Annotated in this window: 21 protein-coding genes; 12 read left to right on the top strand and 9 right to left on the bottom strand. The window is 49.3% G+C overall.

What is annotated here, in order from left to right:
• Position 1: 1 nt before the first annotated feature.
• Positions 2–1,795 (bottom strand): L,D-transpeptidase family protein, encoded by a 1,794-nt coding sequence (locus BTA35_RS08675; RefSeq protein ID WP_078319423.1) that lies wholly within the window; start codon positions 1,793–1,795, stop codon positions 2–4.
• Between the two features lie 49 nt (positions 1,796–1,844).
• Entirely contained in the window at positions 1,845–2,678 is an 834-nt protein-coding gene (locus tag BTA35_RS08670; protein WP_078319767.1) for an NRDE family protein, read from the bottom strand.
• Between the two features lie 276 nt (positions 2,679–2,954).
• Between BTA35_RS08670 and BTA35_RS08665 the strand changes: the two genes are divergently transcribed.
• The 6 genes from BTA35_RS08665 (at position 2,955) to BTA35_RS08640 (ending at position 9,476) form a co-directional block, all read left to right on the top strand.
• Positions 2,955–5,240: a response regulator gene (locus BTA35_RS08665; RefSeq protein WP_078319422.1), complete on the top strand. Its 2,286-nt coding sequence runs from the start codon at positions 2,955–2,957 to the stop codon at positions 5,238–5,240.
• A gap of 83 nt (positions 5,241–5,323) precedes the next feature.
• Positions 5,324–6,112, top strand: a complete 789-nt coding sequence (locus BTA35_RS08660) for a sulfite exporter TauE/SafE family protein (protein ID WP_238377539.1) — start codon at positions 5,324–5,326, stop codon at positions 6,110–6,112.
• 30 nt (positions 6,113–6,142) lie between these two features.
• On the top strand, positions 6,143–6,937 hold the full coding sequence (gene lgt / locus BTA35_RS08655; RefSeq protein WP_078319420.1) for a prolipoprotein diacylglyceryl transferase: 795 nt from the start codon (positions 6,143–6,145) through the stop codon (positions 6,935–6,937).
• A gap of 118 nt (positions 6,938–7,055) precedes the next feature.
• Positions 7,056–7,907 carry a thymidylate synthase gene (locus BTA35_RS08650; protein ID WP_078319419.1) on the top strand — a complete coding sequence of 284 codons (852 nt, stop codon included), beginning with the start codon at positions 7,056–7,058 and terminating at the stop codon, positions 7,905–7,907.
• Positions 7,908–7,966: 59 nt separating this feature from the next.
• The gene (locus BTA35_RS08645) at positions 7,967–8,491 is read left to right on the top strand and encodes a dihydrofolate reductase (RefSeq protein WP_078319418.1); all 525 of its coding nucleotides are present in this window, start codon (positions 7,967–7,969) and stop codon (positions 8,489–8,491) included.
• A 55-nt stretch (positions 8,492–8,546) separates the two neighbouring features.
• Complete coding sequence (locus BTA35_RS08640; RefSeq protein ID WP_160054957.1) at positions 8,547–9,476, top strand: ProQ/FINO family protein; 930 nt, start codon at positions 8,547–8,549, stop codon at positions 9,474–9,476.
• Between the two features lie 135 nt (positions 9,477–9,611).
• On the opposite strand, the gene BTA35_RS08635 is transcribed toward BTA35_RS08640, so the two are convergent.
• Complete coding sequence (locus tag BTA35_RS08635; RefSeq protein ID WP_078319416.1) at positions 9,612–10,376, bottom strand: CBS domain-containing protein; 765 nt, start codon at positions 10,374–10,376, stop codon at positions 9,612–9,614.
• Positions 10,377–10,878: 502 nt separating this feature from the next.
• On the opposite strand from BTA35_RS08635, the gene BTA35_RS08630 reads away from it, so the two are divergent.
• From BTA35_RS08630 to BTA35_RS08615, 4 genes are all read left to right on the top strand, one after another.
• Entirely contained in the window at positions 10,879–11,652 is a 774-nt protein-coding gene (locus BTA35_RS08630) for an ABC transporter ATP-binding protein (protein ID WP_078319415.1), read from the top strand.
• 115 nt (positions 11,653–11,767) lie between these two features.
• Positions 11,768–12,517, top strand: coding sequence for an ABC transporter substrate-binding protein (locus BTA35_RS08625; RefSeq protein WP_078319414.1), 750 nt, complete (start codon positions 11,768–11,770; stop codon positions 12,515–12,517).
• 83 nt (positions 12,518–12,600) lie between these two features.
• Positions 12,601–13,293: an ABC transporter permease gene (locus BTA35_RS08620; RefSeq protein ID WP_078319413.1), complete on the top strand. Its 693-nt coding sequence runs from the start codon at positions 12,601–12,603 to the stop codon at positions 13,291–13,293.
• A complete protein-coding gene (locus BTA35_RS08615) occupies positions 13,290–14,027 on the top strand; it encodes an ABC transporter permease (RefSeq protein WP_078319412.1) in 738 nt (245 codons plus the stop codon). The genes BTA35_RS08620 and BTA35_RS08615 overlap by 4 nt, the downstream gene beginning before the upstream one ends.
• 123 nt (positions 14,028–14,150) lie before the next feature.
• On the opposite strand, the gene BTA35_RS08610 is transcribed toward BTA35_RS08615, so the two are convergent.
• The 3 genes from BTA35_RS08610 to BTA35_RS08600 all read right to left on the bottom strand — a co-directional run bounded on the left by BTA35_RS08610 (position 14,151) and on the right by BTA35_RS08600 (position 17,321).
• Entirely contained in the window at positions 14,151–15,779 is a 1,629-nt protein-coding gene (locus tag BTA35_RS08610; protein WP_078319411.1) for a methyl-accepting chemotaxis protein, read from the bottom strand.
• Positions 15,780–16,047: 268 nt separating this feature from the next.
• On the bottom strand, positions 16,048–16,776 hold the full coding sequence (locus BTA35_RS08605; protein WP_078319410.1) for an anti-sigma factor: 729 nt from the start codon (positions 16,774–16,776) through the stop codon (positions 16,048–16,050).
• Positions 16,755–17,321 carry a sigma-70 family RNA polymerase sigma factor gene (locus BTA35_RS08600; protein ID WP_078319409.1) on the bottom strand — a complete coding sequence of 189 codons (567 nt, stop codon included), beginning with the start codon at positions 17,319–17,321 and terminating at the stop codon, positions 16,755–16,757. Before BTA35_RS08600 ends, BTA35_RS08605 begins: the two co-directional genes overlap by 22 nt.
• 265 nt (positions 17,322–17,586) lie before the next feature.
• On the opposite strand from BTA35_RS08600, the gene BTA35_RS08595 reads away from it, so the two are divergent.
• On the top strand, positions 17,587–17,889 hold the full coding sequence (locus tag BTA35_RS08595; protein ID WP_078319408.1) for a hypothetical protein: 303 nt from the start codon (positions 17,587–17,589) through the stop codon (positions 17,887–17,889).
• A 132-nt stretch (positions 17,890–18,021) separates the two neighbouring features.
• On the opposite strand, the gene BTA35_RS08590 is transcribed toward BTA35_RS08595, so the two are convergent.
• The gene (locus BTA35_RS08590) at positions 18,022–19,683 is read right to left on the bottom strand and encodes an acyl CoA:acetate/3-ketoacid CoA transferase (protein ID WP_078319766.1); all 1,662 of its coding nucleotides are present in this window, start codon (positions 19,681–19,683) and stop codon (positions 18,022–18,024) included.
• 232 nt (positions 19,684–19,915) lie between these two features.
• Positions 19,916–21,349, bottom strand: coding sequence for a sigma-54 interaction domain-containing protein (locus BTA35_RS08585; RefSeq protein ID WP_078319407.1), 1,434 nt, complete (start codon positions 21,347–21,349; stop codon positions 19,916–19,918).
• 130 nt (positions 21,350–21,479) lie between these two features.
• On the opposite strand from BTA35_RS08585, the gene BTA35_RS08580 reads away from it, so the two are divergent.
• A complete protein-coding gene (locus BTA35_RS08580; protein ID WP_078319406.1) occupies positions 21,480–22,004 on the top strand; it encodes a DUF3087 family protein in 525 nt (174 codons plus the stop codon).
• A 137-nt stretch (positions 22,005–22,141) separates the two neighbouring features.
• Here BTA35_RS08580 and BTA35_RS08575 read toward each other — a convergent pair whose 3' ends face one another.
• Positions 22,142–23,134: an ion transporter gene (locus BTA35_RS08575; protein WP_078319405.1), complete on the bottom strand. Its 993-nt coding sequence runs from the start codon at positions 23,132–23,134 to the stop codon at positions 22,142–22,144.
• Positions 23,135–23,178: the final 44 nt, after the last annotated feature.

Here is a 23,178-nt window from a genome sequence, read left to right as displayed (position 1 = left end):
TTCAGAGATTCTTTTTCTTTGCTGCAATGAGCAGCTTTTTGACCTCTTCCGGTCCCGGTAGTCGATCTTTGTTGTAGATATCATCCCGCCACTGGATATGACCATCTTTATCCTGCCAGACGGTCCAGTACATCAGGTAAACTGGCAGCTTTATCTTCAGATAGCGTTCCTCTTTAGAGCGTAGTACATCCTGCACACGTCTCTTATTCCAACCCCAGGGCTCCTGTGCCAGCAGACGATCAACCAGTGAAAGGGCATCCTCAAGCCGGACGCAGCCATTACTCATTGCCCGCTCACGACGATTGAACAGGTGCTTGGCAGGTGTGTCATGCATGTAGATCGCTTTGTTGTTGGACAGGCGAAATTTGACATAGCCCAGCTGATTATATTCTCCCGGTAGTTGGACAAACCGATAGGGAAACTTCTCCGGGTTGTTGGCAAAGTCATTGAGGTTAATTTTCTCCAAAGGAACTTCTTTCGCAGGAGAGCTCCAGCCATCGATAATTTGCATCTCACGACTTTTCAGGTAATCCGGGTTTTTTCTGATCCGGGGCAGAATGCTTTTAACACCGATGCTCTGGGGGATGTTCCATCGAGGGCTGAGAATGACGGAGGTTAGTATCTGCTTCATAATGGGTGTGCGATGTTCAGGCGAACCGATGATCACCCGCATCCCCATTGTTGGCTTGTCTTTTTCCACCAGCTCCAACTTGTAATCCGCCATATTGATCATGATGTGGCGATCACCCAAATGTTCTGGCAGGTGGTAGAGCCTGCGAAAATTATGGGCGAGCCTGAGTACCCGTTTTTCAGGCGGCAGGTTGAGTACACGACGGGTTTGCAGGCCGATGATCCCGTCTATCGTCTGTCCATGCCGGGCCTGAACTTTTTTAACAGCCTCAACCAGCTTATCGTCATAGCGCCCGGGGATGACAGGGCTGTAATCCTCCGGGAGAACCCGTAAGCGCTGCAGTTGTTCAATTAATACCGGCATCCAGCTTTCCCGAATCATTCCGGGCGCAAGGTGTTTGTCAAAAGATAGTTCCGGCCATGGGGATCTCTGTTGCTGCTGCCAGTAGTTCAGTGCCTCAAGAATGACAGGCACCTGATCATTTTTCGGGTAGAGCATTTTTATCTGGCGCTGCAGGTAATTTTCCCGCTGATCATCCGGTAGTGTTGATGCCGTTTTCAGCTCCAGCTCCAGGTCAGCCATCCAGGGCTTAGCTGTAGGTCTGAAACCGCTCAGGGCAGTGCCGCCATAGCGGTACTCCTGGTGATCATCATCTTCATCAGCCTGAATAAAGCGCTGGGTGGCAATGTCATGGCGTAGTCGGGCATACATCTCACTATAGAGCAGGTCTGTAGCTAACAGGTATCGGGGCAGAGGCAGCTCCAGGGGTTGCTGCTGTAAAGTCAGAAAATTCTGATAGGGCTGCAACCACGGATGGGGTTGTCGCGGGAGATCCATGGCTGCAAAAACTTTAACCAGTCGGGTCAGCTCTTTAGCTGCAGCCCCGGGTTCTCCGGCGGCGTTCAGCCAAATATGCTTAAAATCATTATCCAGGTAGGCTGGTGCAATCTGAGGTGCAAAGTCCGCCTTGGTATTATCAAACCGGCTGAGCAGGGTTACGCCAATCCAGGCACTCTCAATAGAGGTTGTCTGGTGTTGCTCGGGAGATATGAGGTTGGCCTTTACGGTCTGAGCCAGCAACAGTGATAACAGGCTGGCAAGCAGCAGTATAATGCGGTTTAGGGGACGGTTGCCTGATGTGGTGAACAGGTGAAATCTGGTCAAAAGACTGCCCTTTGAAACGGTCGCGATATTGGATTAAAACTCTGCTCAGTCACAGGCAGACCAGAGTTCTTACCCCTGTTTGTCCGCCGGGGTGCCAGGTTTGTTCCATTATTGTTTGTTGGCCGGAGTCGTTGCGGATCAGTATTGTACTGGCCCTTGTCCCATAGTCCATACTGGAATTTATAAAAGATGGAGATAAAAAGCGTTCTTTATCTAAACCGATACCTGTGTCCGGTAGTTCGTGATCTGCAGCTTCTTTGCTATGGGTGATAACGGGCAGAAGATGTTCTTCGTTGATTAGGTGAGGCCGGTGCTCTTCATTCAGAAGGGATTCCTGCTCAGATTCAGCTAGTGAGGCGATAAACTCAGTCATCAGCTGTTTGCTTTGCCGGATTTTTGGCCAGGGCGTATCCAGCCGATGGTTGCTTAAGCCATAAATACCCGCTGGCAGATGAGGTTTGAAATCGTAATAAGGTTCGCCTTCTTCAGTGCCAAATCGGTTGCAGCCATATCCCAGTGTTTTGCTGTCACTGACCAGGAGGTTAAATCCGCCGGTCTCCATGGCTATATCGGCAAGCTCTTCGAGATAACATTCAGGTGACATAGACCCCTCAAGAAAATTCTGACAGAGCTTACCTCTGCTCAGTGGATAGCTGTTATGCATATCCGCTACCTGACGGAAATTGGTCACAGCAGCAAAACGACCTGACGGTGTAATGCCGAGCCATGTTCCCCCAGCCTGAAGGTCCCGGCCCGCGATAATGTCGCTGTTTTCCCAATATGATAGCTCTGATGTTGGCCGTTGATAGAACTCATCTCTGTTGGCTGCAACAACCAAAGGAAAGTGGCGGTTCTTTTGCCATGAAAAAAGAATAATACACATACTGGGTTTCCGTTTTATAAAGCTCAGGGTACGAGCCTGGGAGGTTTTCAGGCTAAAATGCAGGGATGAAATCACCTTGCCAGACAGTGTATGATACTTTCTCTCCAGAAATGAATTCTGCCAGTATGTTTATTCAGGGACGCTCATGACAGAAACTGAACTTCCATTGCGTATATCGCTGAAGACCTGGATCTATAAAACGTACATGCGTGCGGGCATGATTCAGCTGATATTAGTCAATGCGGCTTTTCTGTTTGCGCTTTTCGGGGCTTTTTTTTGCTGGGACTCAACCAGCAGAATGCCGCGAAAAAAGAGTATGAGCAGCAGCTGATCGCTGCCCTGCAGTCCAAAACGGACTGGGTTAACGCTCAGCTGGGATCAGTGCAGAGTCAGCTTCATATATTGCGCCGCCAGACAGAGCGGACATTGACCTCAGACCTGCCCGGTGATCTTCGCACTCCTCTTGGGTTAACTCAGGACAATGTGCTGATGAAGCCAGTGGACGACGGCGGTGTTGCTGTTTACTACTCCACGAAATCCCGTGATCTTTCTTCCCGTGAGACAAAGGCCCGTCAGTTATTGCCATTGAATTATCTGTTTGCCGATCTTCAGCAGGCTAATTCTTTGGTTAAACAGGTTTATCTGAATACATCGGATCAGCTCAATCTGCTCTACCCTTATCGGGATGTACATGAACAGTTTGCCCCTGATCTGGATCTCACTTCTTTCAGCTTCTATTATCTGGCTGATAAAACCCACAACCCTCAGCGGCTACCTGTCTGGACCGACGCTTATCTGGACCCTGCGGGTTTAGGCTGGATTATTTCATATATTGCTCCTGTCTATGATGGTGACAGTCTTGAAGCGGTTGTGGGTCTTGATTTGACCGTAGAAGCTCTGATCAGCCATCTGTTTGCGTTGCCTCAGCCATGGTCTGGTTATGCAATCCTGGTTGGTAAAGACGGCAATATTCTGGCCTTACCGCCGGAAGGAGAGGAGGACTTTGGCCTTAAAGAGTTGACGGATGGCCAGTACAGCTTTCGCCATGTAACGACCAATGAGTTTAAGCCGGAGCTGTTCAATCTTTATAAGCGTCCCGGAATGACAGATCTTTCCCGCCTGGTGGCTCATCAGCAGGCTGGATTAGCCCAGGTTAACCTGAGTGAGCCGAGTGTTGTGGCCTGGAATACTGTGCCCCTCACCGGATGGAAACTGTTAGCGGTTACACCGGAGCGGGCGCTATATTTAGGCGCTGATAACTTCGCAGATTATCTGCAGGATATTGGCCTGCTTGTACTTTTGTTGATTCTGATATTATTGGCGCTGCACATGGGGGTTCACAAGGCCCGGAGCCATAAGCTTTATCGCCAGATTAAGGGGCCATTGGAGTATTTTGATGAGGTTGCCCGCACCTCTCTGGAGGATAAGACTTCATCGAAAAAAGATCTGAGCAGTCCGGTAGAAGAGATTCATCACCTGGCCAGTCTGTTGCATCGTTTTGTACATGAAAACGATACTCTTAAGCAGGAAATGGCACAATATCAGGCCAGTTGCCATAAGCTGAATGATTACTTCCGTAACCTGCTTAACACCATCCCTCTTCCTGTCTTTGATACTGATGGTGAGTTTCGGATACAGGGTTGCAACCGTGCCTTTGAAAGCTTCTTTGGCAAAACTGAAGAGGAGCTTCGGGGCCATCTTCTGACAGAGTTTATCCCTGTAACGCCCGTGGATGAGGGGACTTTTGTTAAAGAGCTGGTTCTGGCCAGTGCGGATGATAAGAACCATCCTGTATCGGTTGTTCTATCCCGCTCATCGGATTCGGCGCGCAGCCGTGATGCCCGGGGCCGTACTTTAGTAGGGCTGCTGTTTGATCTTTCTGAACAGTACCAGATCCGTGATCAGATGAAGTTTGACCGTGACCGGGCGCTTGAAGCTTCTAAACTGCAGACTGAGTATCTTCAGGCGATGCGCCGTGAACTGGAAAAGCCCTTGCAGAATATTCTGAGCCTTACAGAGCAGATTCAGGCTCACCCGGAGCAACGTGAACGCTTGAGTTTGCAGCTGAAAGAAAAGGTAGACGCGCTTATGTACCTGACCCGGGATAACTGGTTGGCCGGGGCTGCAGAAACCAATGAAAAGCAGAAGCGGGGAAGCTTGTCGCAGGCCCAGGTTCTTGTGGTTGATGATGGCCCTGTAAATACTATGCTGGCAAAATCAGCCTTGCAAAAAGTGGGTTATGATGTCGACGTCGTTAATAGTGGGCAGGATGCCCTGGCACAGATGCTTGAGAAAACCTATCAGGTTGTACTCATGGATATATTCATGCCTGATATGGATGGTATCGAAACGACCATTCGCTGGCGGGAGCGTGAAAAAGCGATGCAATTGCAGCCGGCGGCTATCATCGCAGTTACTGCAAATGTACTGGAAACAGAGCGGCAGCGCTTCTTCGACGCGGGTATGAATGCATATCTTGCCAAACCTTACCATCCTTCAGAGCTTCGCTCCCAGGTGGATCATTGGCGTCAGCAATATGAAGAAGGACGCGTGCCCTCCTGAGGGGCTGGTCGGATAATAAATGTATAATGTTGGCAGCGGGGGGCAGATACCTGCTGTCTTTTTTTCTGGAGTGAGCTGGTTTTATGGTAACGCTTTTAATGTATGTTGCTTTAGGGGGGGTTGCCGGAACATTGGCAGGGCTTTTTGGCATAGGTGGTGGCTTGGTCATTGTACCTGTGTTGGTTTTCAGCTTTGCTGCTCAGGGGATCTCTCCTGAAGTGCTGACTCATCTCGCAGTGGGCACATCTCTGGCGACAATTGTTGTGACGTCTGTCAGTTCTGTTAAAGCGCATCACGGGAAAGGTGCTGTGCGTTGGGACTGGTTCACCGGGATCGCTATTGGCATCGTTTTTGGTACGGTACTGGGGGTTAAAACCGCTGGTATGATGAGCGGTGAATTACTGCAGAAAGTAATTGGTGTTTTTGCGCTTTTAATTGCTGTTCAGATGGGATTTGGCCTGAAACCTAAACCTGGGCGAACCATTCCCGGGCGGCCCGGTCTTATAGGGGCTGGCGGTTTTATTGGCTGGGCTTCCGCTATTTTTGGTATTGGCGGAGGCTCTTTGACGGTGCCTTTTTTAAGCTGGTGCAATGTTAAGATGCAGACCGCCGTCGCGACATCTGCTGCGGTGGGTTTACCCATTGCCATCGTGGGTGCTCTGGCAAATATCGAAGAAGGTTGGGGGCATCCTCTGTTACCGGAATATGCGACGGGCTATGTGTACTGGCCTGCATTTATCGGGATTGTTTCCACCAGTGTTATCTTTGCCAAGGTCGGCGCAAAACTGGCCCATAGCCTGCCTTCTGATACCCTGAAACGCATCTTTGCGGTATTGCTGTTGCTGATCGGCATCCGTTTTTTACTGAGCTAGCTTATTCAAAGCAGACGTTAAGGTTTATTCATGCTGCAATACCCACAGATTGACCCTGTACTGGTGGCGATAGGCCCCCTGAAAATTCACTGGTACGGCCTGATGTACCTGATTGGCTTTGCCGGAGCCTGGTGGTTGGCTAAGCAGCGAGCGCACCGTCTGGGGTGGAGTCGTGATGATGTCGGTGACCTGATCTTCTACGGTGCGATGGGGGTGGTACTCGGTGGTCGGTTTGGCTATGTCTTCTTCTATAACTTTGACCGTTTTCTGGCCGATCCGCTTTGGTTATTTCAGGTATGGGAAGGAGGAATGTCCTTCCATGGCGGTCTGCTGGGCGTGATTGTTGCGATGATTATTTTTGCCCGCCGCATGCAGGCCAGTATGCTGACGGTAACCGACTTTATCGCCCCGCTGGTACCTATTGGCCTTGGCGCCGGGCGTGTGGGCAACTTTATTGGCGGTGAACTCTGGGGTCGCCCAACAGATCTGCCATGGGGTATGGTGTTCCCCCATGTGGATAACCTGGCCCGCCACCCTTCACAGCTCTACCAGTTTGCACTGGAAGGCGTGGCTCTGTTTGTCATTCTGAATCTTTTGGACCGTAAACTGCCTTCCCGTGGGGTATTGTCCGGTGCTTTCCTTATCTGCTATGGAATTTTCCGCTTTATGATGGAGTTTGTCCGTCAGCCGGATGCTCATCTCGGTTTTGTGGCTTTTGACTGGCTTACCATGGGGCAGCTGTTGTCATTGCCGATGATTCTGGCTGGTCTGGTGCTGGTCGCCTGGGGCAGAAAGCAGGCGTGCTTTGATCAGGTTAAAAACTGATCAGAAAACTTAATACTGCGGTTCAGCAGAGCTGTATTTATTAGACGCTTCTGGCTGCAATTGGCCTATTGGTAGCGTAAACTGCCAACCTTTTTATTTCTGAATCTTTGGAACCCGCATGCAGCAGTATCTTGATCTCAGCCGTCGAATTGTCGAAGAAGGTATCTGGGTTGATAACGAACGTACCGGTAAGCGCTGCCTGACGGTTATCAATGCCGACCTGGAATATGATGTGGAAAATAATCAGTTCCCGCTGATTACCACCCGAAAAAGCTTTTGGAAGGCCGCTATTGCTGAGCTTTTGGGCTATCTGCGGGGTTACAGTAGTGCTGCAGAGTTCCGTGCTATCGGCTGCAACACCTGGAATGCTAATGCCAATGAAAACCCCAGCTGGCTGAACAACCCTCACCGTAACGGAGAGGACGATATGGGCCGCGTGTATGGTGTGCAGGGGCGGAGTTGGGCGAAACCCGATGGCACTTATCTGGATCAGCTGAAAAAGATTGTGGATGATCTGAGCCGTGGACTGGATGACCGGGGTGAGATTCTGAATTTTTATAATCCCGGCGAGTTCGAGATGGGCTGTTTACGCCCCTGCATGTACAGCCATCATTTCTCGTTACTGGGTGGTAAGCTGTATCTGAACAGTACCCAGCGCAGCTGTGATGTTCCTTTAGGTCTGAACTTTAATCAGGTACAGGTATTCACCCTGCTGGCGCTAATGGCGCAGATCACTGGTCACAAGCCGGGCAGGGCGTACCACAAAATTGTTAACGCCCATATTTATGAAGATCAGCTGGAACTGATGCGTGATGTTCAGTTAAAGCGAGAGCCTTTCCCATCACCGCAGTTGAAGATTAATCCTGAAATTAAGAGCCTGGAAGATCTGGAAACCTGGGTTACTCTGGATGACTTTGATGTGGCGGGCTACCAGTACCATGAAGCGATTCAGTACCCTTTTTCGGTTTAATTCTTTGCCGGTGCGAGAGCCTGCGTTCTGACCGGCCTGTGCGTGAGTGAGATCAAGTTATGTCTTTAGAATTGGATGCCCCGGTTGCCCTGATCTGGGCGATGGCCGAAAATCGTGTTATCGGTGTTGATAATAAACTGCCCTGGTATTTACCAAAGGATCTGCAATTCTTTAAACAGTGCACTTGGGCGAAGCCTGTGATTATGGGACGTAAAACCCACGAGTCGATAGGGCGTCCGCTGCCGGGACGTACTAATATTATTATGACCCGTGATACCAGTTTCACTGCAACCGGTTGTGTGGTGGTACATTCGCTGGAGGATGCTCTGGAGCGTGCAGATCAGCAATGTCTGATTGATGGTGGTGAAGAGATTGTTGTTATGGGAGGGGCCGAGATCTATAAACAGGCGCTGCCGTATGCCAATAAACTTTATATTACTAAGGTTCACGCAGACGTTGAGGGAGATGCTTTTTTCCCTGAGTATGATGAAAGCCAGTGGCAGGAGGTCTCCTGCGAAGAGTGCAAGAAGGAAGGCACCGGTGAGTATGATTATGGCTTTTATATTTATCAGCCAGCAGGGTAACATGGCGTAACTGCCGGTAAGATCGCCGTAGATTATGAAGGATAGGGTATTGCCCATGCCAAGTGATTCATCAGCCAATACATTAGATCACCTGTTCAATGAACTGAATGAGCGTGCGGATAATAGTTTTCAGACTCTGAGAAGTCACCATAAGAGAATGACAGAGTTAAATCAGCTCTGCAGTGAGCTTAAGGTTAGAAACCAGGGTTTACAGGAGCACTGTAACTATCTGGAGCGCACCCTTGAGAATACCAAAGCAGAACTGAGTGTTGCTCAGGAAGCTGCTCTTCGGGCTGATGTGACTGCGGCAGAAGAGCCAGCATCAGCAGAACAGAGTGTGGATGAAGGCTCAGAGCGTGTTTCTGAACTGGAAGCAGACAATGAACGCTTGGTGTCGGAGCTTGACGCCCTGAAAACAGATCACCTCTCCCTTAGCCAGGAATTGGGCAGTTTGCAGCAGCGCCTGAAAGATCTGCTGGATGGTTCTTTGCTGGAAAGCTCTGATGCCGTTCGTGCGTTAATTCGTGAGACTCTTGATCCTACTGAATGGCTGTCGGAGAAGACTGCAGATCAGGATGAAGCACCACATGAGCCTGTTATGGAAAAATTTGATGCCAAAGCTATTTTGGCACATTGGAGTGAGCGTTATCCGAAGGCTTTTTCTACGGTTACTATTCAGCCACTTAAGATCGGCATCCATGAGGATCTGGCAGAGCATGAGGCTCTTCCTGATCACTGGATTCGCCGTGCTCTTGCCGGGTATGTCAGAAGTCCCCGCTATCTGAGGGTGTTGAAAACCGGTGCTGTACGGATGGATCTGTCGGGAAATAATGCCGGTTTTGTGACGGAAGAAGAAGCTGGCCATGCAAAAGAGCAGTTGGAGGGCATCCGCCAACAGCGTTTGCAGAAAGAGAAAGCAGTTCGGGAAAAAGAAGAGAAAAAACGGCTTAACAGCAAGCTGTCTCAGCTCTTGACTAAGAAATAGCCTGAGTTAACGTTTAACAATTCCTGTTAAAGCTATAACCCTCAATAATCTGATACCCGATATTGAGGGTTATTTTTTTCACTAATGCGACCTGTGAAACCTGTTTTTCACAATAGGCCACAAGGTTGCCCTGGTTTAGTACCAGGTTTCTAATTGTCCATTGATCATCGCCTGCAGCAGGTCTGTTCTTGTGATGATGCCTTTAAGCTCATCATTGTCTGTGACGACTGGCATAGCGGAGACGTTTTGCTCCAGCATGGCATGTGCAATATCCAGTAAGCTGGCATCAGGATTCACTGTCAGTAGTTTGCGGCTGATCAGGTCGCCCAGCATGACTTCAGCTGCGGTGCGCCCTTCAAGCTCAATATCACCGACACCGGACGTGACCTTCAGAATATCTTTATCCGATACCAGCCCCATTAAGGCGCCTTTCCGGTTAAGCAGCAGAAGGTGCTGTACTTTATGTTGCTGCATCATATTCCAACCCTGCTGCAGATTCTGATCGAACTCTGCAGATACGATAGGCGTCGACATAATCATGGCTGCACTGACGGCAGGGCGCTCACCATGAGTATGGCTTTGCTCCGTAGAGGAGTATGCTTTGAGCGCTTTTTTAGAGATATCGACCGGACTATCTGATTTGTCCTGTTGCGCCTGCTCCGGGTTTTGCTCGTCCTGCTCCTGCTCCGGAAGATTCTCAAGACGACGTTTTACCGCGGCATTCTGAACCTGTTCAAAAGAGCGCTCAGCCATCCGCTCCAGATGGCTTGAGTCACTGTCAGTATCCGCCAGTCGCCGGGTATTTTGCGTTTCCTGGAGTGCATCAATTCCCCGGCGGCCGAGAAGTGTTTTCCGTGGTGTGTGGATACGCATCCCTTGTTCATAAACTGCAAATACCATAGCTCTCTCCTAAACCTGACACAGGCTGATATTGGCGGCCTGTTCTGACGTAACGCCCTTAACCTACTTACTCTTCTATCGGCCAAAGAGGCAATAGGTTTACATCTGTTAACAGCTTTGACTGCAAAGAGAACAAAATGATCCCTTTCTTAAGGGAGGTGGCTGGAGAGAAAGAACGCGGGCGTAAGAGTGAAATCCCTGGCAGTATGAGGGTTATGGCACAGAGGTTGTGGTGTCTATCGGGCGAGTTATCGTCGCGTGTAAACTATGATTTACAGATGATTGTTGATTGTCGAGTTTGTGACCGATCGCTTAAATTTAGTAAGGTTATCCTGTCTTTTTTCGGGAAGTTACGATATTTAGCTTTCACTCAGCGGACCTGTCAGGAAAATTGACTGGAAAATTTCATACGATTGCTTTAAAAATGACACCTTGGTCTAATACGCCGAACAAAAATTAAAATAAACATCCACAATTCATTTGTTACCAGGAAGCGCACCCCATGCCCGACGCGCCTGTTGCTCTGGAAATCAGAGATCTCCATAAAAGTTATGGCTCCTTAGAAGTTTTAAAAGGTATTTCCCTGCAAGCCCGTGACGGTGACGTCATTTCTATTCTGGGTTCCAGCGGGTCAGGAAAGAGTACTTTTCTGCGCTGTATCAATCTGTTGGAGTCCCCTTCATCCGGTACAATCACTGTAGCCGGAGAATCCCTTAAACTTAAGAAAAACAAAGATAACGAGCTTGAAGCGGCGGATCAGAAACAGCTGGAACGTATGCGCTCAGAGATCGGTTTTGTTTTTCAGAATTTTAACCTCTGGCCCCATCGTACTGTGCTGGAAAATATCATCGAAGCGCCTATACATGTACTAAAGCGTACTAAAGATGAAGCGATCGCCCGTGCTGAAGGCTTGTTAAAAAAAGTAGGGCTATTTGATAAGCGTCACAATTACCCAAGCCAGCTTTCTGGTGGACAGCAGCAGCGGATTGCAATTGCCCGAACATTAGCGATGGATCCTCAGGTTCTGTTGTTTGATGAGCCGACGTCAGCACTTGATCCTGAGCTGGTCAATGAGGTTTTGGCCGTGATGCGTGATTTGGCTGCTGAAGGCCGAACTATGTTGATTGTAACCCACGAGATGCGCTTTGCCCGGGATGTGTCTTCCCAGATTGTGTTTCTGCATCAGGGACAGGTTGAAGAGATAGGGTCGCCGGATAAAGTGTTTGGTAACCCTGACTCCGACCGTTGTCGGGAATTTTTGAGTAGCCATCTGTAAGTTTTTATCTGCTTATGGTGCCTTACCATGGCGTTAAAAAGGGTACCTGTTGCTTTGGTTAACAGCCGGTCAGGTATCCAGTCATAATTAAAATAAATCCCAAGAGGAATCCACAATGAATCTGAAACATGCACTGGCCGGTGTGGCCCTTGTTGCAGCAACCCTGGCTGCTCCTTTCTCTATGGCTGCGGATAAAGTCCGTATCGCTACTGAAGGTGCTTATGCGCCTTTTAACTTCATCGATGAATCCGGTGAGCTGAAAGGTTTTGACGTTGATATCGCAAACGCTCTGTGCGAGCAAATGAAAGCGGATTGCACTATCGTTGCTCAGGATTGGGATGGCATTATCTCCGGCCTGATGGCGCGTAAGTACGATGCGATTATTGCCAGTATGTCGATCACTCCTGAGCGTAGCCGTGTGGTTGATTTTACTGACCCCTACTACTCCAATAGCCTGATTTTTGTGGCTCCTAAGAAGGGTAGTTTTTCTCCGGAGAGCGTATCAGGGAAAGCCATTGGTGCTCAGCGAGCTACAATTGCAGGCCAGTACCTGGAAGATAACCTGGGTGATAAAGTAAGCGTTAAACTGTACGACACTCAGGATAATGCTTATCTGGATCTGTCTTCTGGCCGTCTGGACGCTATTGTTTCTGATCAGCTGCCGGCCTATGACTGGTTACGTTCAGATGCAGGTCAGGCATTTGAGTTCAAAGGCGAAAAGATTGATATTGATGACAAGATCGGTATCGCGGTTCGTAAAAATGACAAGCTGCGCCAGAAAATGAACAAAGCTTTGAAAGAAATTGTAGAAAACGGCACTTATGACCGTATCAATGCGAAGTACTTCCCGTTCTCTATCTACTAAGTCCGGGTATTTCGTCTGATCTGTAATGGCCGCCATGCGGCCATTATTTTTTCAACCTACTCCTTACGTCATCGGTATCTCCTATGGATCTGCAAGGTTTTGGTCATCTGCTTATCAGCGGTGCCTGGGTTACGCTGCAACTGGCATTATGCAGTCTGGCGGTTGGCCTGGTTTTTGGTTTGTTGGGTGCATCCGCCAAGGTGTCCTCTTCTAAAACGCTCAGAGCAATCGGTAATGGTTACACCCTTTTTGTCCGGGGTATGCCGGAGTTACTGCTGGTTCTGACCATTTTCTTTGGCTCATCAGTCGTATTGATGGCTATTGCCAGTCAATTTGGTTATGACGAGTATATTGAGCTTAGTCCTTTTGTTGCCGGGGTAACGGCGCTGAGTATCGCTTTTGGTGCCTATGCCACAGAAGTTTTTCGTAGTGCCTTGCAGGAGATCCCTAAAGGGCAAAAGGAAGCTGCAGTTGCTCTGGGTATGACCCAGTATCAGACTTTTATTCGAGTGACTCTTCCTCAGGTGTGGCGAATCGCCCTACCGGGTTTGGGAAACCTCTTTTTGGTATTGCTGAAAGACACTGCTCTGGTCTCCGTTATTGGCCTGAATGAGTTGATGCGCCAGGCCGCTGTGGCGGTAGGTTATACCAAAGAGCCGTTTACCTTTTATCTGGCTGCTGCCTGTGTCTATCTGCTGTTGACCTCAATCTCAATGGCGGGCCTGTATTATCTGGAACGCTTCGCTAATCGTGGTTATCAGGGGGCTCGCTCATGAATTGGGATTGGACGGTTATCTGGCAGAATCTGCCAAAACTGATGGATGGTGCACTGCTGACGCTGGAGCTGGTATTTTTCTCTGGTTTAATCGGTGTTTTACTGGCTATTCCTTTGGCTCTGTTGCGTGTATCCGGCAATATCTGGGTGCGTGCCTTGCCGTATGCTTATATCTTTTTCTTTCGTGGAACACCGCTTCTGATCCAGATTTTTCTGGTGTATTACGGTGCTTCTCAGTTTGAGTGGGTTAAGGAATCGTCTCTTTGGCCTATTCTGCGTGAACCATACTGGTGTGCTGTTATCACGTTTGGCTTACATACTGCCGCTTATATCGCGGAACTGTTGCGGGGTGCTATTCAATCTATCCCAAGAGGTGAGATTGAAGCCGCTAAAGCGCTGGGTATGAGCTATCCGAAGATGTTGCGTCGTATCACCTTGCCCCGGGCTTTTGGCATTATGATGCCATCTTACGGTAACGAGGTGATTCTGATGCTGAAGGGGAGTGCATTGGCGTCTACGATAACTCTGCTGGATCTGACCGGTATGGCCCGTACTGTGATCGCCCGTACCTATACGCCTTTGGAGATCTTCCTGGCGGCCGGTGTTATGTATCTGATGATCAGTGCCTTGATTATATTTATATTCCGCCTGTTGGAGCGTTATTTTAACCGACATCAGCATTGGCCAAACGAAAAACCAAAGGGTCTGGATTCTCAGCTATTGAGTAAAGACTGATTGCTGACTTGTAAGGCCGGATGTAAGAGATAAAAGCCCCGCTTTATAGCACTGAATGGAGCTCTGAAGCGGGGCTTTGTTATTTAGGCAGGTCTTCCGGTTACCGGAAGACCCGTCAGTTGATCAGCATTTGAACTTGGCGATGTTCTGTTGTAGCTGAACGGCTAGCCGTGAAAGCTCTTCACTGCTGGCTGCAACCATATCGGAGCCGGTAGCGGCCTCAGCAGAGACATTCACAATATTCACCAGATTGCGGTTCATCTCTTCTGCTACAGCGCTCTGTTCCTCGGTGGCGGTTGCGACCTGAGCCGTCATATCCCGCACTGTTTGCATCTGTTCCACAATCATTTTTAACTCTTCGCCGGCGTGGGTTGCTGCGGCGACAGACTCTTCCGCCTGCTTGCGGCTGCGTTCCATAACCTCCACAGCGTTGCGGGCACCGCTGCGCAAGCGGTCATTCATATCCCGAATCTCTTTGGTAGAGTCCTGAGTACGCTGGGCAAGCTGGCGTACCTCGTCGGCAACAACGGCAAAGCCGCGGCCCGTTTCACCGGCACGGGCAGCTTCAATGGCTGCATTAAGGGCTAATAGGTTGGTTTGTTCTGAGATTCCCTGAATAACTTCCAGTACAGTGCCGATCTCTTCAGTATCGCTTTCCAGAGCGCGGATTACGCTGGAGGCTTCTTCAACCTCATGGCTTAGGTGAGTAATTTTATTAACCGTATCTTCAACCTCATGATTGCCTTTGTCTGCTTCTTCATCCGCGGCATTCGTCGCCTGGGCGCTGGCGCTGGCATTGTGTGCGACCTCCTGAACGGTGGCTGACATCTCATTCATGGCAGTTGAGAGCAGATCAGTCTCTTCAGACTGGCGGCGAATACCTGTGCTGGTTTGCTCGGCTGTGGCTGCCAACTCTTCTGCAGCACCCTGTAGCTGATTTGCAGAACTGGTCAGCAGGAATATAAGGTCCTGAAAGGTCTGCAGGGTATGATCGACGGAGCGGGACATGCGGCTCAGTTCATCTTTGCCCTTCATATTCACTCGCACCCTTAAATCACCTTTAGCTACCTGATCCATGGTTTTGCTAACCTGGTCTAAAGGGTTAATGATAGAGCGTGTGATGGTGATGGCTACCGCTATCATAATGGCAAGAATTACCAGTAGCTGAATGACGGCGTGAACCAGCCCTTCGATAAACATATCTTCAATTTCGAAAACATAGTCACCGCTGGCAATAACCCACTGCCATTCAGGCAGTGTTTTAACGTAGGTGGTTTTCATTTTAGGCTCGTCGAAACCAGATTTCGGCCAGCGGTAGGAGAAGAAACCATCTGTTTTACCCTGACGGCCCAGGCTGGCGATATCCTTAAATACGCGTTGCCCATCCTCTGTTTTTACGTCGGAAAGATTCCGGCCAATGATGTCGGCATCTACACCATGGGCAACGACGACTGCGTTGTAATCAAGAATAAAAAAGTACTCACCGTTGGCATAGCTCATATTTTCCAGGGAGCGTTTTGCGGCAAGTTTAGCTTCGGTTTCTGTCATCTCCCCTGTCTTTGCCAGGCTGGCATACCCTTCAATCAAAGTATGAGCTGACTCCACCAGTGCTTTAACTTTCTGGTTGGAATTCTCAAACAGTGCATCACGCTGGTTTTGCAGGGACATAAACTCAAGGATGGCCATTGCCGTCACTGCCAGTCCTATAAGAAAGTAAAGGCGGGCCTTTACTGTAAATTCCTGAAGATTCATAACACTCTCTTTGGGCTATACTCAGATGGATACAGTTGCTGTTGGCCGTATGCTATATGCAAGCATTTGGGCTTATGATGTTAATCACTCATTTTAGCAATGAACCCTTAAACTTTCTGTTGCATTACATGTTTCAACAGGTTGGTGTAATGTTAGAAAATTGCTCTGAGGCAGTTTTTGGCGCCATATAAAAACAGATTCTGAATAACAAAAAAAACGGTGCTATCAGCACCGTTTATCATACGTTTTTTGTGGTCGTCCAGGACTGTCAGAACCTTCGTAAGGACCCCTCCAGTGGCGTAAAGCCGCCTTTATTCACAACCGGTCCCATTTCATCCGGATTGTTATCACTATCCATCGGATCGACACTGACAATAATCTGGGCATTAACCAGTTGATTTTGCATCCACTGGGGAACACTCAGCTTACTCAGGCCTGAATGGGGCAAAACACCGACCATGGCGTACTGATCACCAACTTTAAGCCAGAGCTTGCATACTTTGCCATCGGGTAAAGACGCAGGTTTGACGGTCTGTACCATAAGATGACTGCGGTCCATGCTGGTGTTTACCAGCCATGCCGGTTTTTGTTCAGGGGAGTTTACGACATAAAGATGGTCTGCCGTGTCTGCATTCATCATCGGCGGCTTAATTAAAAGAACCGTTGCCAATGCTAGGGAGAATGAGAAGGAAACCATGGCAGATAGTTGCCAGAATTTCAGGCTGAAACCAGCCTTGGATGGCTTAATTTGCTGTTCTATCTTTTTCCACAGATGAGCTGGCGGCTGGACTGGTTTTAAACTGGTGTCCAGAACCTGCAGCTGCTCCCGCCACTGCTGCACATCAGCCTGCAGATCCGGACTGAAGGCCATCAGAGCTTCAAAAGAGGCTTTCTCTTTAGGAGATAGGGTATTGAGTACATATTCCCCGGCAGCAAGATGACGTTGCTCTGGCAGAGTCAGGTCATAAGGCTCGGTTATATGATGGGGGTCAGACATGATTTCAACCTCTCAAGACCGCGACGAATCCAGGTTTTTACAGTGCCAAGCGGCTGGTCCAGCCGTTCGGATAGTTCCTGATGACTATGGCCTTCAAAATAAGCCAGCTCGATACATTGGCGCTGGGCATCTTTCAGCTCCTTAAGGCAGTGGTGCACCTTGTCTGAATTTTGCCATTGCTGAGCCAGTGAGTCTGTTTGCCTGGCAGGATCAGCCTGCTGTAGCAATACATCATCGCTGTCGTTCAGCTGGTCATTTTTATAACGGCGCAGCCAGTCCAGGGCCTGATTACGGGCGATCGTATTCATCCAAGTCATTGGACGAGCAATGTCGGGATTGTACTGCCCTGCATTATTCCAGACTTTCAGGAACACTTGCTGCAGACAATCTTCCGCGTGGCTCTCATTGCGTAAGATACGCAGCAAAACCGCAAACAGATGCGAAGACGTTGCTTTATATAACGACTTCAGTGCTTTGGGGTCTTGCTGTTGGCAGCGAGTGAGCAATTCTTTCAGATGGGTTGGTTCCAGAGTCTCTGATTTCATAATGGCTCTCTTATCATGTCCTGCTATTGTGCCTCAAAAAGTGATAATGCCAAAACAGCGATTAAAGCAAGGTATCAGGTTGTTGTGCTGATTGTCGTACGGAGTCGCGCTCTGAGAGAGTCTCTGTGCAGAAAGACTGGACAGGGTCACTGAAATCGCGGATTAAACTGTGTTAGGGTCTGGTATTCATTTTGCGTTTATGATCTGCGGCACCGCTGTGCTGCAGGGCGCGTTTCAGTTACCTTGCGCATAACAGGACAGGATTATGGCGATACAGCATCAGGCGGGTATTTGTTGGATTAAAGAAGATCAGTGGCAGCGTTTTCTGGAGGTTACCGAGGATGCCGACATGCTGGAAAATGACTGGCATGACTGGGTGAGAAAGACCGAGGAGATGATTGAAACATTTTCCGCCAAGGGAATTGATGTGGTGAAGGTTCCGGTGGATGTTGAAGAGTTGATCAGCTGGTGCCATGAAAAAGAGCGCACAGTTAACAGCAGTAGCCGTGCGGAGTATGTGACCAAGCTAATGACGGGTCAGCCTCTGCAAGGCGATACGACACATTAATATCTGCAAGGCAGAGCCTGCATTGGATATAATTTAACGTTTTAAACAATAAAGGCTGGTGGCTATCTCATCATGAGAAGCTTTAACCAGCCTTTATGTTTTTGAGTAGCGTTAATATGTTTTTGGGTCGTGTTAGCCGACCAGTGCCGCGTTTTGCGACGGCCCATCATGTGTGGGCCTGGCCTCTGCCTGATAAGATGCGACGCCTTGAAATATCGAGCGTAGTTGCTTTACCGGAACACTTCCGGGATGTCGGATATTCATTGGCCCTTTTCTAAACAGCCTATGATCCATCTCAATCAGATTCTCTGCAATTTCCGGTGTGAAGTCCATTTGGGCCAGAATATCCTGTTCAAGATCTACACCGGGTGCAATTTCTTCCAGTAAAAGTCCGTTTTCCGTCAGCCGGAATACGGCGCGCTCGGTAATGAAAGTAATTTCCTGCCCTTTTTGGATAGCATATTCACCATTAAATGTGATCTGTTGTACGGCCTGACAGAATTTCTTCTGTTTGCCGTTACTCAGAATCTGCAGTGATTCCCCTTCGAAGGTCTGTTCCTGTTTGCCGGAAGTAAAGGTTCCCAGAAAGAAAATCTGTTGCGTATTCTGGGTAATATTGATGAAGCCACCGGCCCCGGCAAGCTTCGGTCCGAAGCGACTAACATTCACATGCCCTTGAGGACAGGTTTCTGCCAGCCCCAGAAAAGCCTGATCCAGTCCGCCGCCATCGTAGAAGTCAAACTGAGCCGGTTGATCAATAACGGACGTGGCATTGGTTACAGCGCCAAAGCTTAGCCCACTGGCAGGCTGGCCACCAATTCCGCCAGGTTCCACGCTGAGGGTAAAGCTGTTCAGCAGGCCTTCCTCAGCCGCAACCTGAGACACCATCTCTGGCATACCGATGCCTAGGTTAATCACGCCGCCTTTTTTCAGTTCCAGCAGTGCCCGTCGTCCGATTACCTTACGGGCATCAAGATCGATGGTGTTGGTCTCTTTCTGATGAGCATGGACCTCTCCGGTATAGGCCGGGTTATAGTGCTCTGCAAAGGTCTGAGGGTGATCTTCAGCTGGCGCGACAATAACGTAATCTACAAGACTTGCCGGAATACGTACCCGGTCCGGGGTCAGTTGATGTCGTTCTGTCAGGCGTTCAACCTGAACAAAAACTTTGCCGCCACTATTACGGACCGCCTGGGCGATAACCAGTCCGTCAAGAGGTAGGGCTTCCCGTTCCATGGATATATTGCCTTCTGCATCTGCGGTGGTACCACGTAACAGCGCAACATCGAGGGGAAAGCTTTTATAGAATAGGTATTCTTCACCATTAAGGGGCATCAGCTGAACGTGATCTTCTTCGCTGACACTATTTACCTTGCCACCATCCTGACGGGGATCAACAAAGGTGTGCAGGCCAACACGGGTCAGTGTGCCGGGCTTTCCGGCGGCGATATCACGATATAGGTGACAGATAACACCCTGGGGCAGGTTGTAAGCGGCGATCTCATTATCCATCGCCATGCGGCCAAGTCCCGGAGCAAGACCCCAGTGGCCACCTAATACTTTTTTTATGAGGCCTTTATGGGCAAAGTGATTCAGTCCCCGGGTTTGGGCATCGCCTTGGCCTGCAGCGTAAACCAGTGAGAGGTTACGGGGGTGGCCTGTTGCCAGAAAACGTTTCTCGATAGCTTTGGCCAGGGTTTCTGCAAAACCGATACCGATAAAACCACCGGTGGAAAGCGTGGCATTGTCATCGATGAGGTTAGCTGCCTGTTCGGCGCTGATTAACTTGTCCATTGTCAGAACTCTCAGATTATTTTTATTTTCAGAAATTGCAGGCTGCTTTGGGGCCATATTTGAGAGAGGTAGTACAAGGTTTGGGCCAGTTTGATTAATTGCTTATAAAACAATAGGTTGTAGGTTTTTGATGGGTTTCTTTGTCAGGTAAATGTCCAGATTGATATCAATGCTGTCTAAGATTTATGTGTTTTTGTCTAAATAATTATACGTTGTCTTTTTTTAGACAGCTCTAGTCGGTTCTACAGCGCCGGATACGATTGTAGAAAGTTGCTCTGGAGATACCAAGGCTCTTTGCTGCGGCGGTACGATTGCCCTGGTGCTGATGCAGTGCTTCTTCCAAAAGCTGGCACTCATGGCGTTGTCGCAGGGTTTTCAGATCAGAAGCTGAGACGGTTTCTGTTTTCGATACAGGCGCTTTATCAGGTTGAGCTGATGCAAGGCTCAGCTTGTTCAGGGTTGAGATCGGGTCTTCTGAACCTAAATCCATGGGGCCGATCTGTTCTCCTTCGGCCATGACGCAAGCCCGTTCAAGGCGGTTACGTAATTCACGGACATTGCCCGGCCAGTGGTAAGCATTCAGCCAATCCAGCGCCGCACCGGAAAGCTTAAGTGCTGGCAGATGGGTCTGGCGCTGAATCGTCTGTAACAGGTGCTCTGCCAGTAAGGCGATATCCCCCTGGCGCGCGCGCAGAGGCGGTAGGTGGATGGGCAGTACGTGCAGCCGATAATAGAGGTCGGCACGGAATAGCCCTCGCTCTACCAGATCAGCCAGGTTTTTTGAGGTGGCGGCGATGATGCGCACATCAACACTGATCAGGCGGTTAGAGCCCAGTGCTTCCACTTCCCGCTCCTGGAGCACCCTAAGCAATTTTGCCTGCATTGCCAGGGGCATTTCGGCGATTTCGTCGAGAAATAAAGTACCTCCATCGGCCAGCTGTATCTTGCCAATACGCCCTTTTCTGTCCGCACCTGTGTATGCCCCTGCGGCGGTGCCGAATAGCTCTGCTTCAGCCAATGGCTCCGGTAGCGCAGCCATATTAATACCAACAAAAGGAGCATTACTCCTGGGAGATGCCTGATGAATCCCCTGTGCCAGCAACTCTTTACCTGTTCCTGTTTCGCCTAACAGCAGTAATGTGGTATCCAGCTGAGCAGCCCGCTGCGCCTGACGCTTCATCTGAGTTATCTGAGGTGACTGGCCAATAATATCATCCAGCTGGTATCGACTGGTACGTAGCAGGTTCTCCTGTTCAAAGCGGCGTCGGAGCCGTGCAAACTTATCAAACAGGGGCTGAAGTTCATCCAGGTCATTATGGAAAATAAGCCCCAAAGCACCGACAACGTCACCGGCTTCGTTACGCAGCGGCAGGCGGTTCACCACGCACCAGTGATTGTTGATTTCCATCAGGTCAACAAACATAGGTTTGCCGGTCTGGACGACTCTGGGCATTTGAGATGTTGGGAGCAGCCGCTCTACGGGTAAACCGGTGGCATCGAATGTCTCCGATAACGCCAGAAGCTTTCTGTAGGCTTCGCTGATCCAGACGATTCGACACTCCCGGTCAATCACTAAAGATCCCTGGCAGGCATTTGTCAGCTGTTCCAGCAGGATATGAGATGCCTGGTCGTTGGACAGCAGGTGCATCAGATTTTCCGGGGTCATCAATATCTATACCCTTTTAAAGCGTTGATGTTTATCAGCTTGAGAAACCTTTGCTGGGTAAGGCTACAAATTAGGGCTAAAATAGCATGGCAGAACACGGGGTGGCTATTTACGGGTTTCAGAGGGAAACATGCAGATACAAGAAGTTGATAAGCAGCATTATTTAAAGCTGAGCCGAAAAGTCAGTGTTGTACTGATGGTTTGTTTTGCGGTTACCGCGATGCTCAGTGGTCAGTTTATGGTTGTTATGTGGGGAAACCCTGAGGGTGGTAATTTTTATCTGAATCTTTCCGGCGTGATCATAGGGGTTCTGATCTCCGGGGCGCTGTTTTCATTTTATAAGAATGACCCGCGTCTTACGGATCTGCTCTATGTCTTTCGCCTGAAGAGGATGCTGGCGCGAACGACGAATCGGATGCACAAGCTGAAAAAAGGCGCTGAGGCAGATGATAACGATGCCCAGCGTATTTTACGCTTTTACTATGAAGGTCTGATGCAGGTCTATTACCTGGAAAGCAATGAATACGGTCACTCTGAGCTGGTTAAAGAGCGGGATGTGTTTATTGAAGGTTTGTCTGAGCCCCTTAAAGAAGAAGCGTTAATAGATCTTCAACCGGAATTTATCGAAGCCGTCGCCAAACGGTATGCGGATTAAAACGGTATTTTTACTGGAGCCGGATCTGTTATGACGGTCGGTAAACCCGGGACAGCCCGGACACAAGAAATTCTACAGAGTATAGATGGCCTGAAGCTTAAAAGGCACAGTCTGTGCCGGCGCTTTTAGCGCTTTGCTCAAACAGGCTTCTGAGTCGTGGGTGGCTCATCTTTGGAGGCCGCATCTGGATTATTTTCACCGCTTTCCTCATCCGGCTGCGAATTCTGCCGGTCCGGTAGCGGCATAGGTTTCAGGTGACGGCTACGGCCATCCCTACGGCTAAGCTCTGTCCCACAGAGTTTGCAGTAATCCGCATCGGCATCATGCCCCTCTTCGCCACAGCCGTGACAAACCAAGTGCATGTGGCGTCTCATGGTATTGGACAGCTCTACAGTAACGATACCTGTGGGTACGGCGATTACGGCGTAACCCATGATCATTACGATGGAAGAGAGAAACTGGCCAAAGTTTGTTTGTGGTGTGATATCGCCGTAGCCCACAGTGGTAAGGGTGACAATGGCCCAATAGATGCTGCGTGGGATACTGGTATAGCCTCCTTCCGGCCCTTCCACCAGATACATCAGCGAGCCAAAAACAGTAACCATTGTCAGTACGGTGAGAATAAATACGGTGATTTTACGACGACTGGCCTGCATCGCTTTGGCCAATGCTGTGGCCTCTCCTACGTAATGCAGTAGTCGCAATATGCGGAATACCCGCAGGACCCGCAGCAGTCGAACCACCAGAAACACTTCTGCACCGACGATAAACAAACTGAGATAGGTGGGGATAATACAAAGCAGATCCACGAGTCCAAAAAAGCTGGTGGCGTACTTCAGAGGTTTGCCAATACTGTAAAGCCGCAGCAGATACTCAATGGTAAAGATAATGGTGAAGCCCCATTCGATAATATAGAGCTCGCGATGCCACTGTTCATGTATTGCCTGAACACTGTCCAGCATCACCAGCGCGACACTAAGCAGAATCAGTACAATAAGAGACAGATCAAACCCTTTTGCCATCGGTGTGCTGGCTTCGAAGATGATGTGATAGATCTTCTGTTTCAGGGTTTCCGGTACGGCACTGTTGTCCGCATCTGTGTTATGGGCTTTGTTGTTATCCGTATTCATTTACAATGGTTTCTGCATCATCAGTCTTGAACGTCAGCGGGAGA

The sequence above is a fragment of the Oceanospirillum linum genome, from assembly GCF_001995095.2.
Lineage (GTDB): Bacteria > Pseudomonadota > Gammaproteobacteria > Pseudomonadales > Halomonadaceae > Oceanospirillum > Oceanospirillum linum.
Note: the sequence above shows the minus strand (reverse complement) of the source record. Positions and strands in the feature narration are given on the sequence as shown.

Coding starts and splice junctions, on each gene's coding strand:
- BTA35_RS08650 (WP_078319419.1), top strand. CDS start 7,056: ATGCAGCAGTATCTTGATCTCAGCCGTCGAATTGTCGAAGAAGGTATC.
- BTA35_RS08610 (WP_078319411.1), bottom strand. CDS start 15,779: ATGAATCTTCAGGAATTTACAGTAAAGGCCCGCCTTTACTTTCTTATA.
- BTA35_RS08600 (WP_078319409.1), bottom strand. CDS start 17,321: ATGAAATCAGAGACTCTGGAACCAACCCATCTGAAAGAATTGCTCACT.
- BTA35_RS08605 (WP_078319410.1), bottom strand. CDS start 16,776: ATGTCTGACCCCCATCATATAACCGAGCCTTATGACCTGACTCTGCCA.
- BTA35_RS08615 (WP_078319412.1), top strand. CDS start 13,290: ATGAATTGGGATTGGACGGTTATCTGGCAGAATCTGCCAAAACTGATG.
- BTA35_RS08640 (WP_160054957.1), top strand. CDS start 8,547: ATGCCAAGTGATTCATCAGCCAATACATTAGATCACCTGTTCAATGAA.
- BTA35_RS08620 (WP_078319413.1), top strand. CDS start 12,601: ATGGATCTGCAAGGTTTTGGTCATCTGCTTATCAGCGGTGCCTGGGTT.
- BTA35_RS08630 (WP_078319415.1), top strand. CDS start 10,879: ATGCCCGACGCGCCTGTTGCTCTGGAAATCAGAGATCTCCATAAAAGT.
- BTA35_RS08595 (WP_078319408.1), top strand. CDS start 17,587: ATGGCGATACAGCATCAGGCGGGTATTTGTTGGATTAAAGAAGATCAG.
- BTA35_RS08580 (WP_078319406.1), top strand. CDS start 21,480: ATGCAGATACAAGAAGTTGATAAGCAGCATTATTTAAAGCTGAGCCGA.
- BTA35_RS08585 (WP_078319407.1), bottom strand. CDS start 21,349: ATGACCCCGGAAAATCTGATGCACCTGCTGTCCAACGACCAGGCATCT.
- BTA35_RS08660 (WP_238377539.1), top strand. CDS start 5,324: ATGGTAACGCTTTTAATGTATGTTGCTTTAGGGGGGGTTGCCGGAACA.
- BTA35_RS08645 (WP_078319418.1), top strand. CDS start 7,967: ATGTCTTTAGAATTGGATGCCCCGGTTGCCCTGATCTGGGCGATGGCC.
- BTA35_RS08575 (WP_078319405.1), bottom strand. CDS start 23,134: ATGAATACGGATAACAACAAAGCCCATAACACAGATGCGGACAACAGT.
- BTA35_RS08670 (WP_078319767.1), bottom strand. CDS start 2,678: ATGTGTATTATTCTTTTTTCATGGCAAAAGAACCGCCACTTTCCTTTG.
- BTA35_RS08590 (WP_078319766.1), bottom strand. CDS start 19,683: ATGGACAAGTTAATCAGCGCCGAACAGGCAGCTAACCTCATCGATGAC.
- BTA35_RS08625 (WP_078319414.1), top strand. CDS start 11,768: ATGAATCTGAAACATGCACTGGCCGGTGTGGCCCTTGTTGCAGCAACC.
- lgt (WP_078319420.1), top strand. CDS start 6,143: ATGCTGCAATACCCACAGATTGACCCTGTACTGGTGGCGATAGGCCCC.
- BTA35_RS08635 (WP_078319416.1), bottom strand. CDS start 10,376: ATGGTATTTGCAGTTTATGAACAAGGGATGCGTATCCACACACCACGG.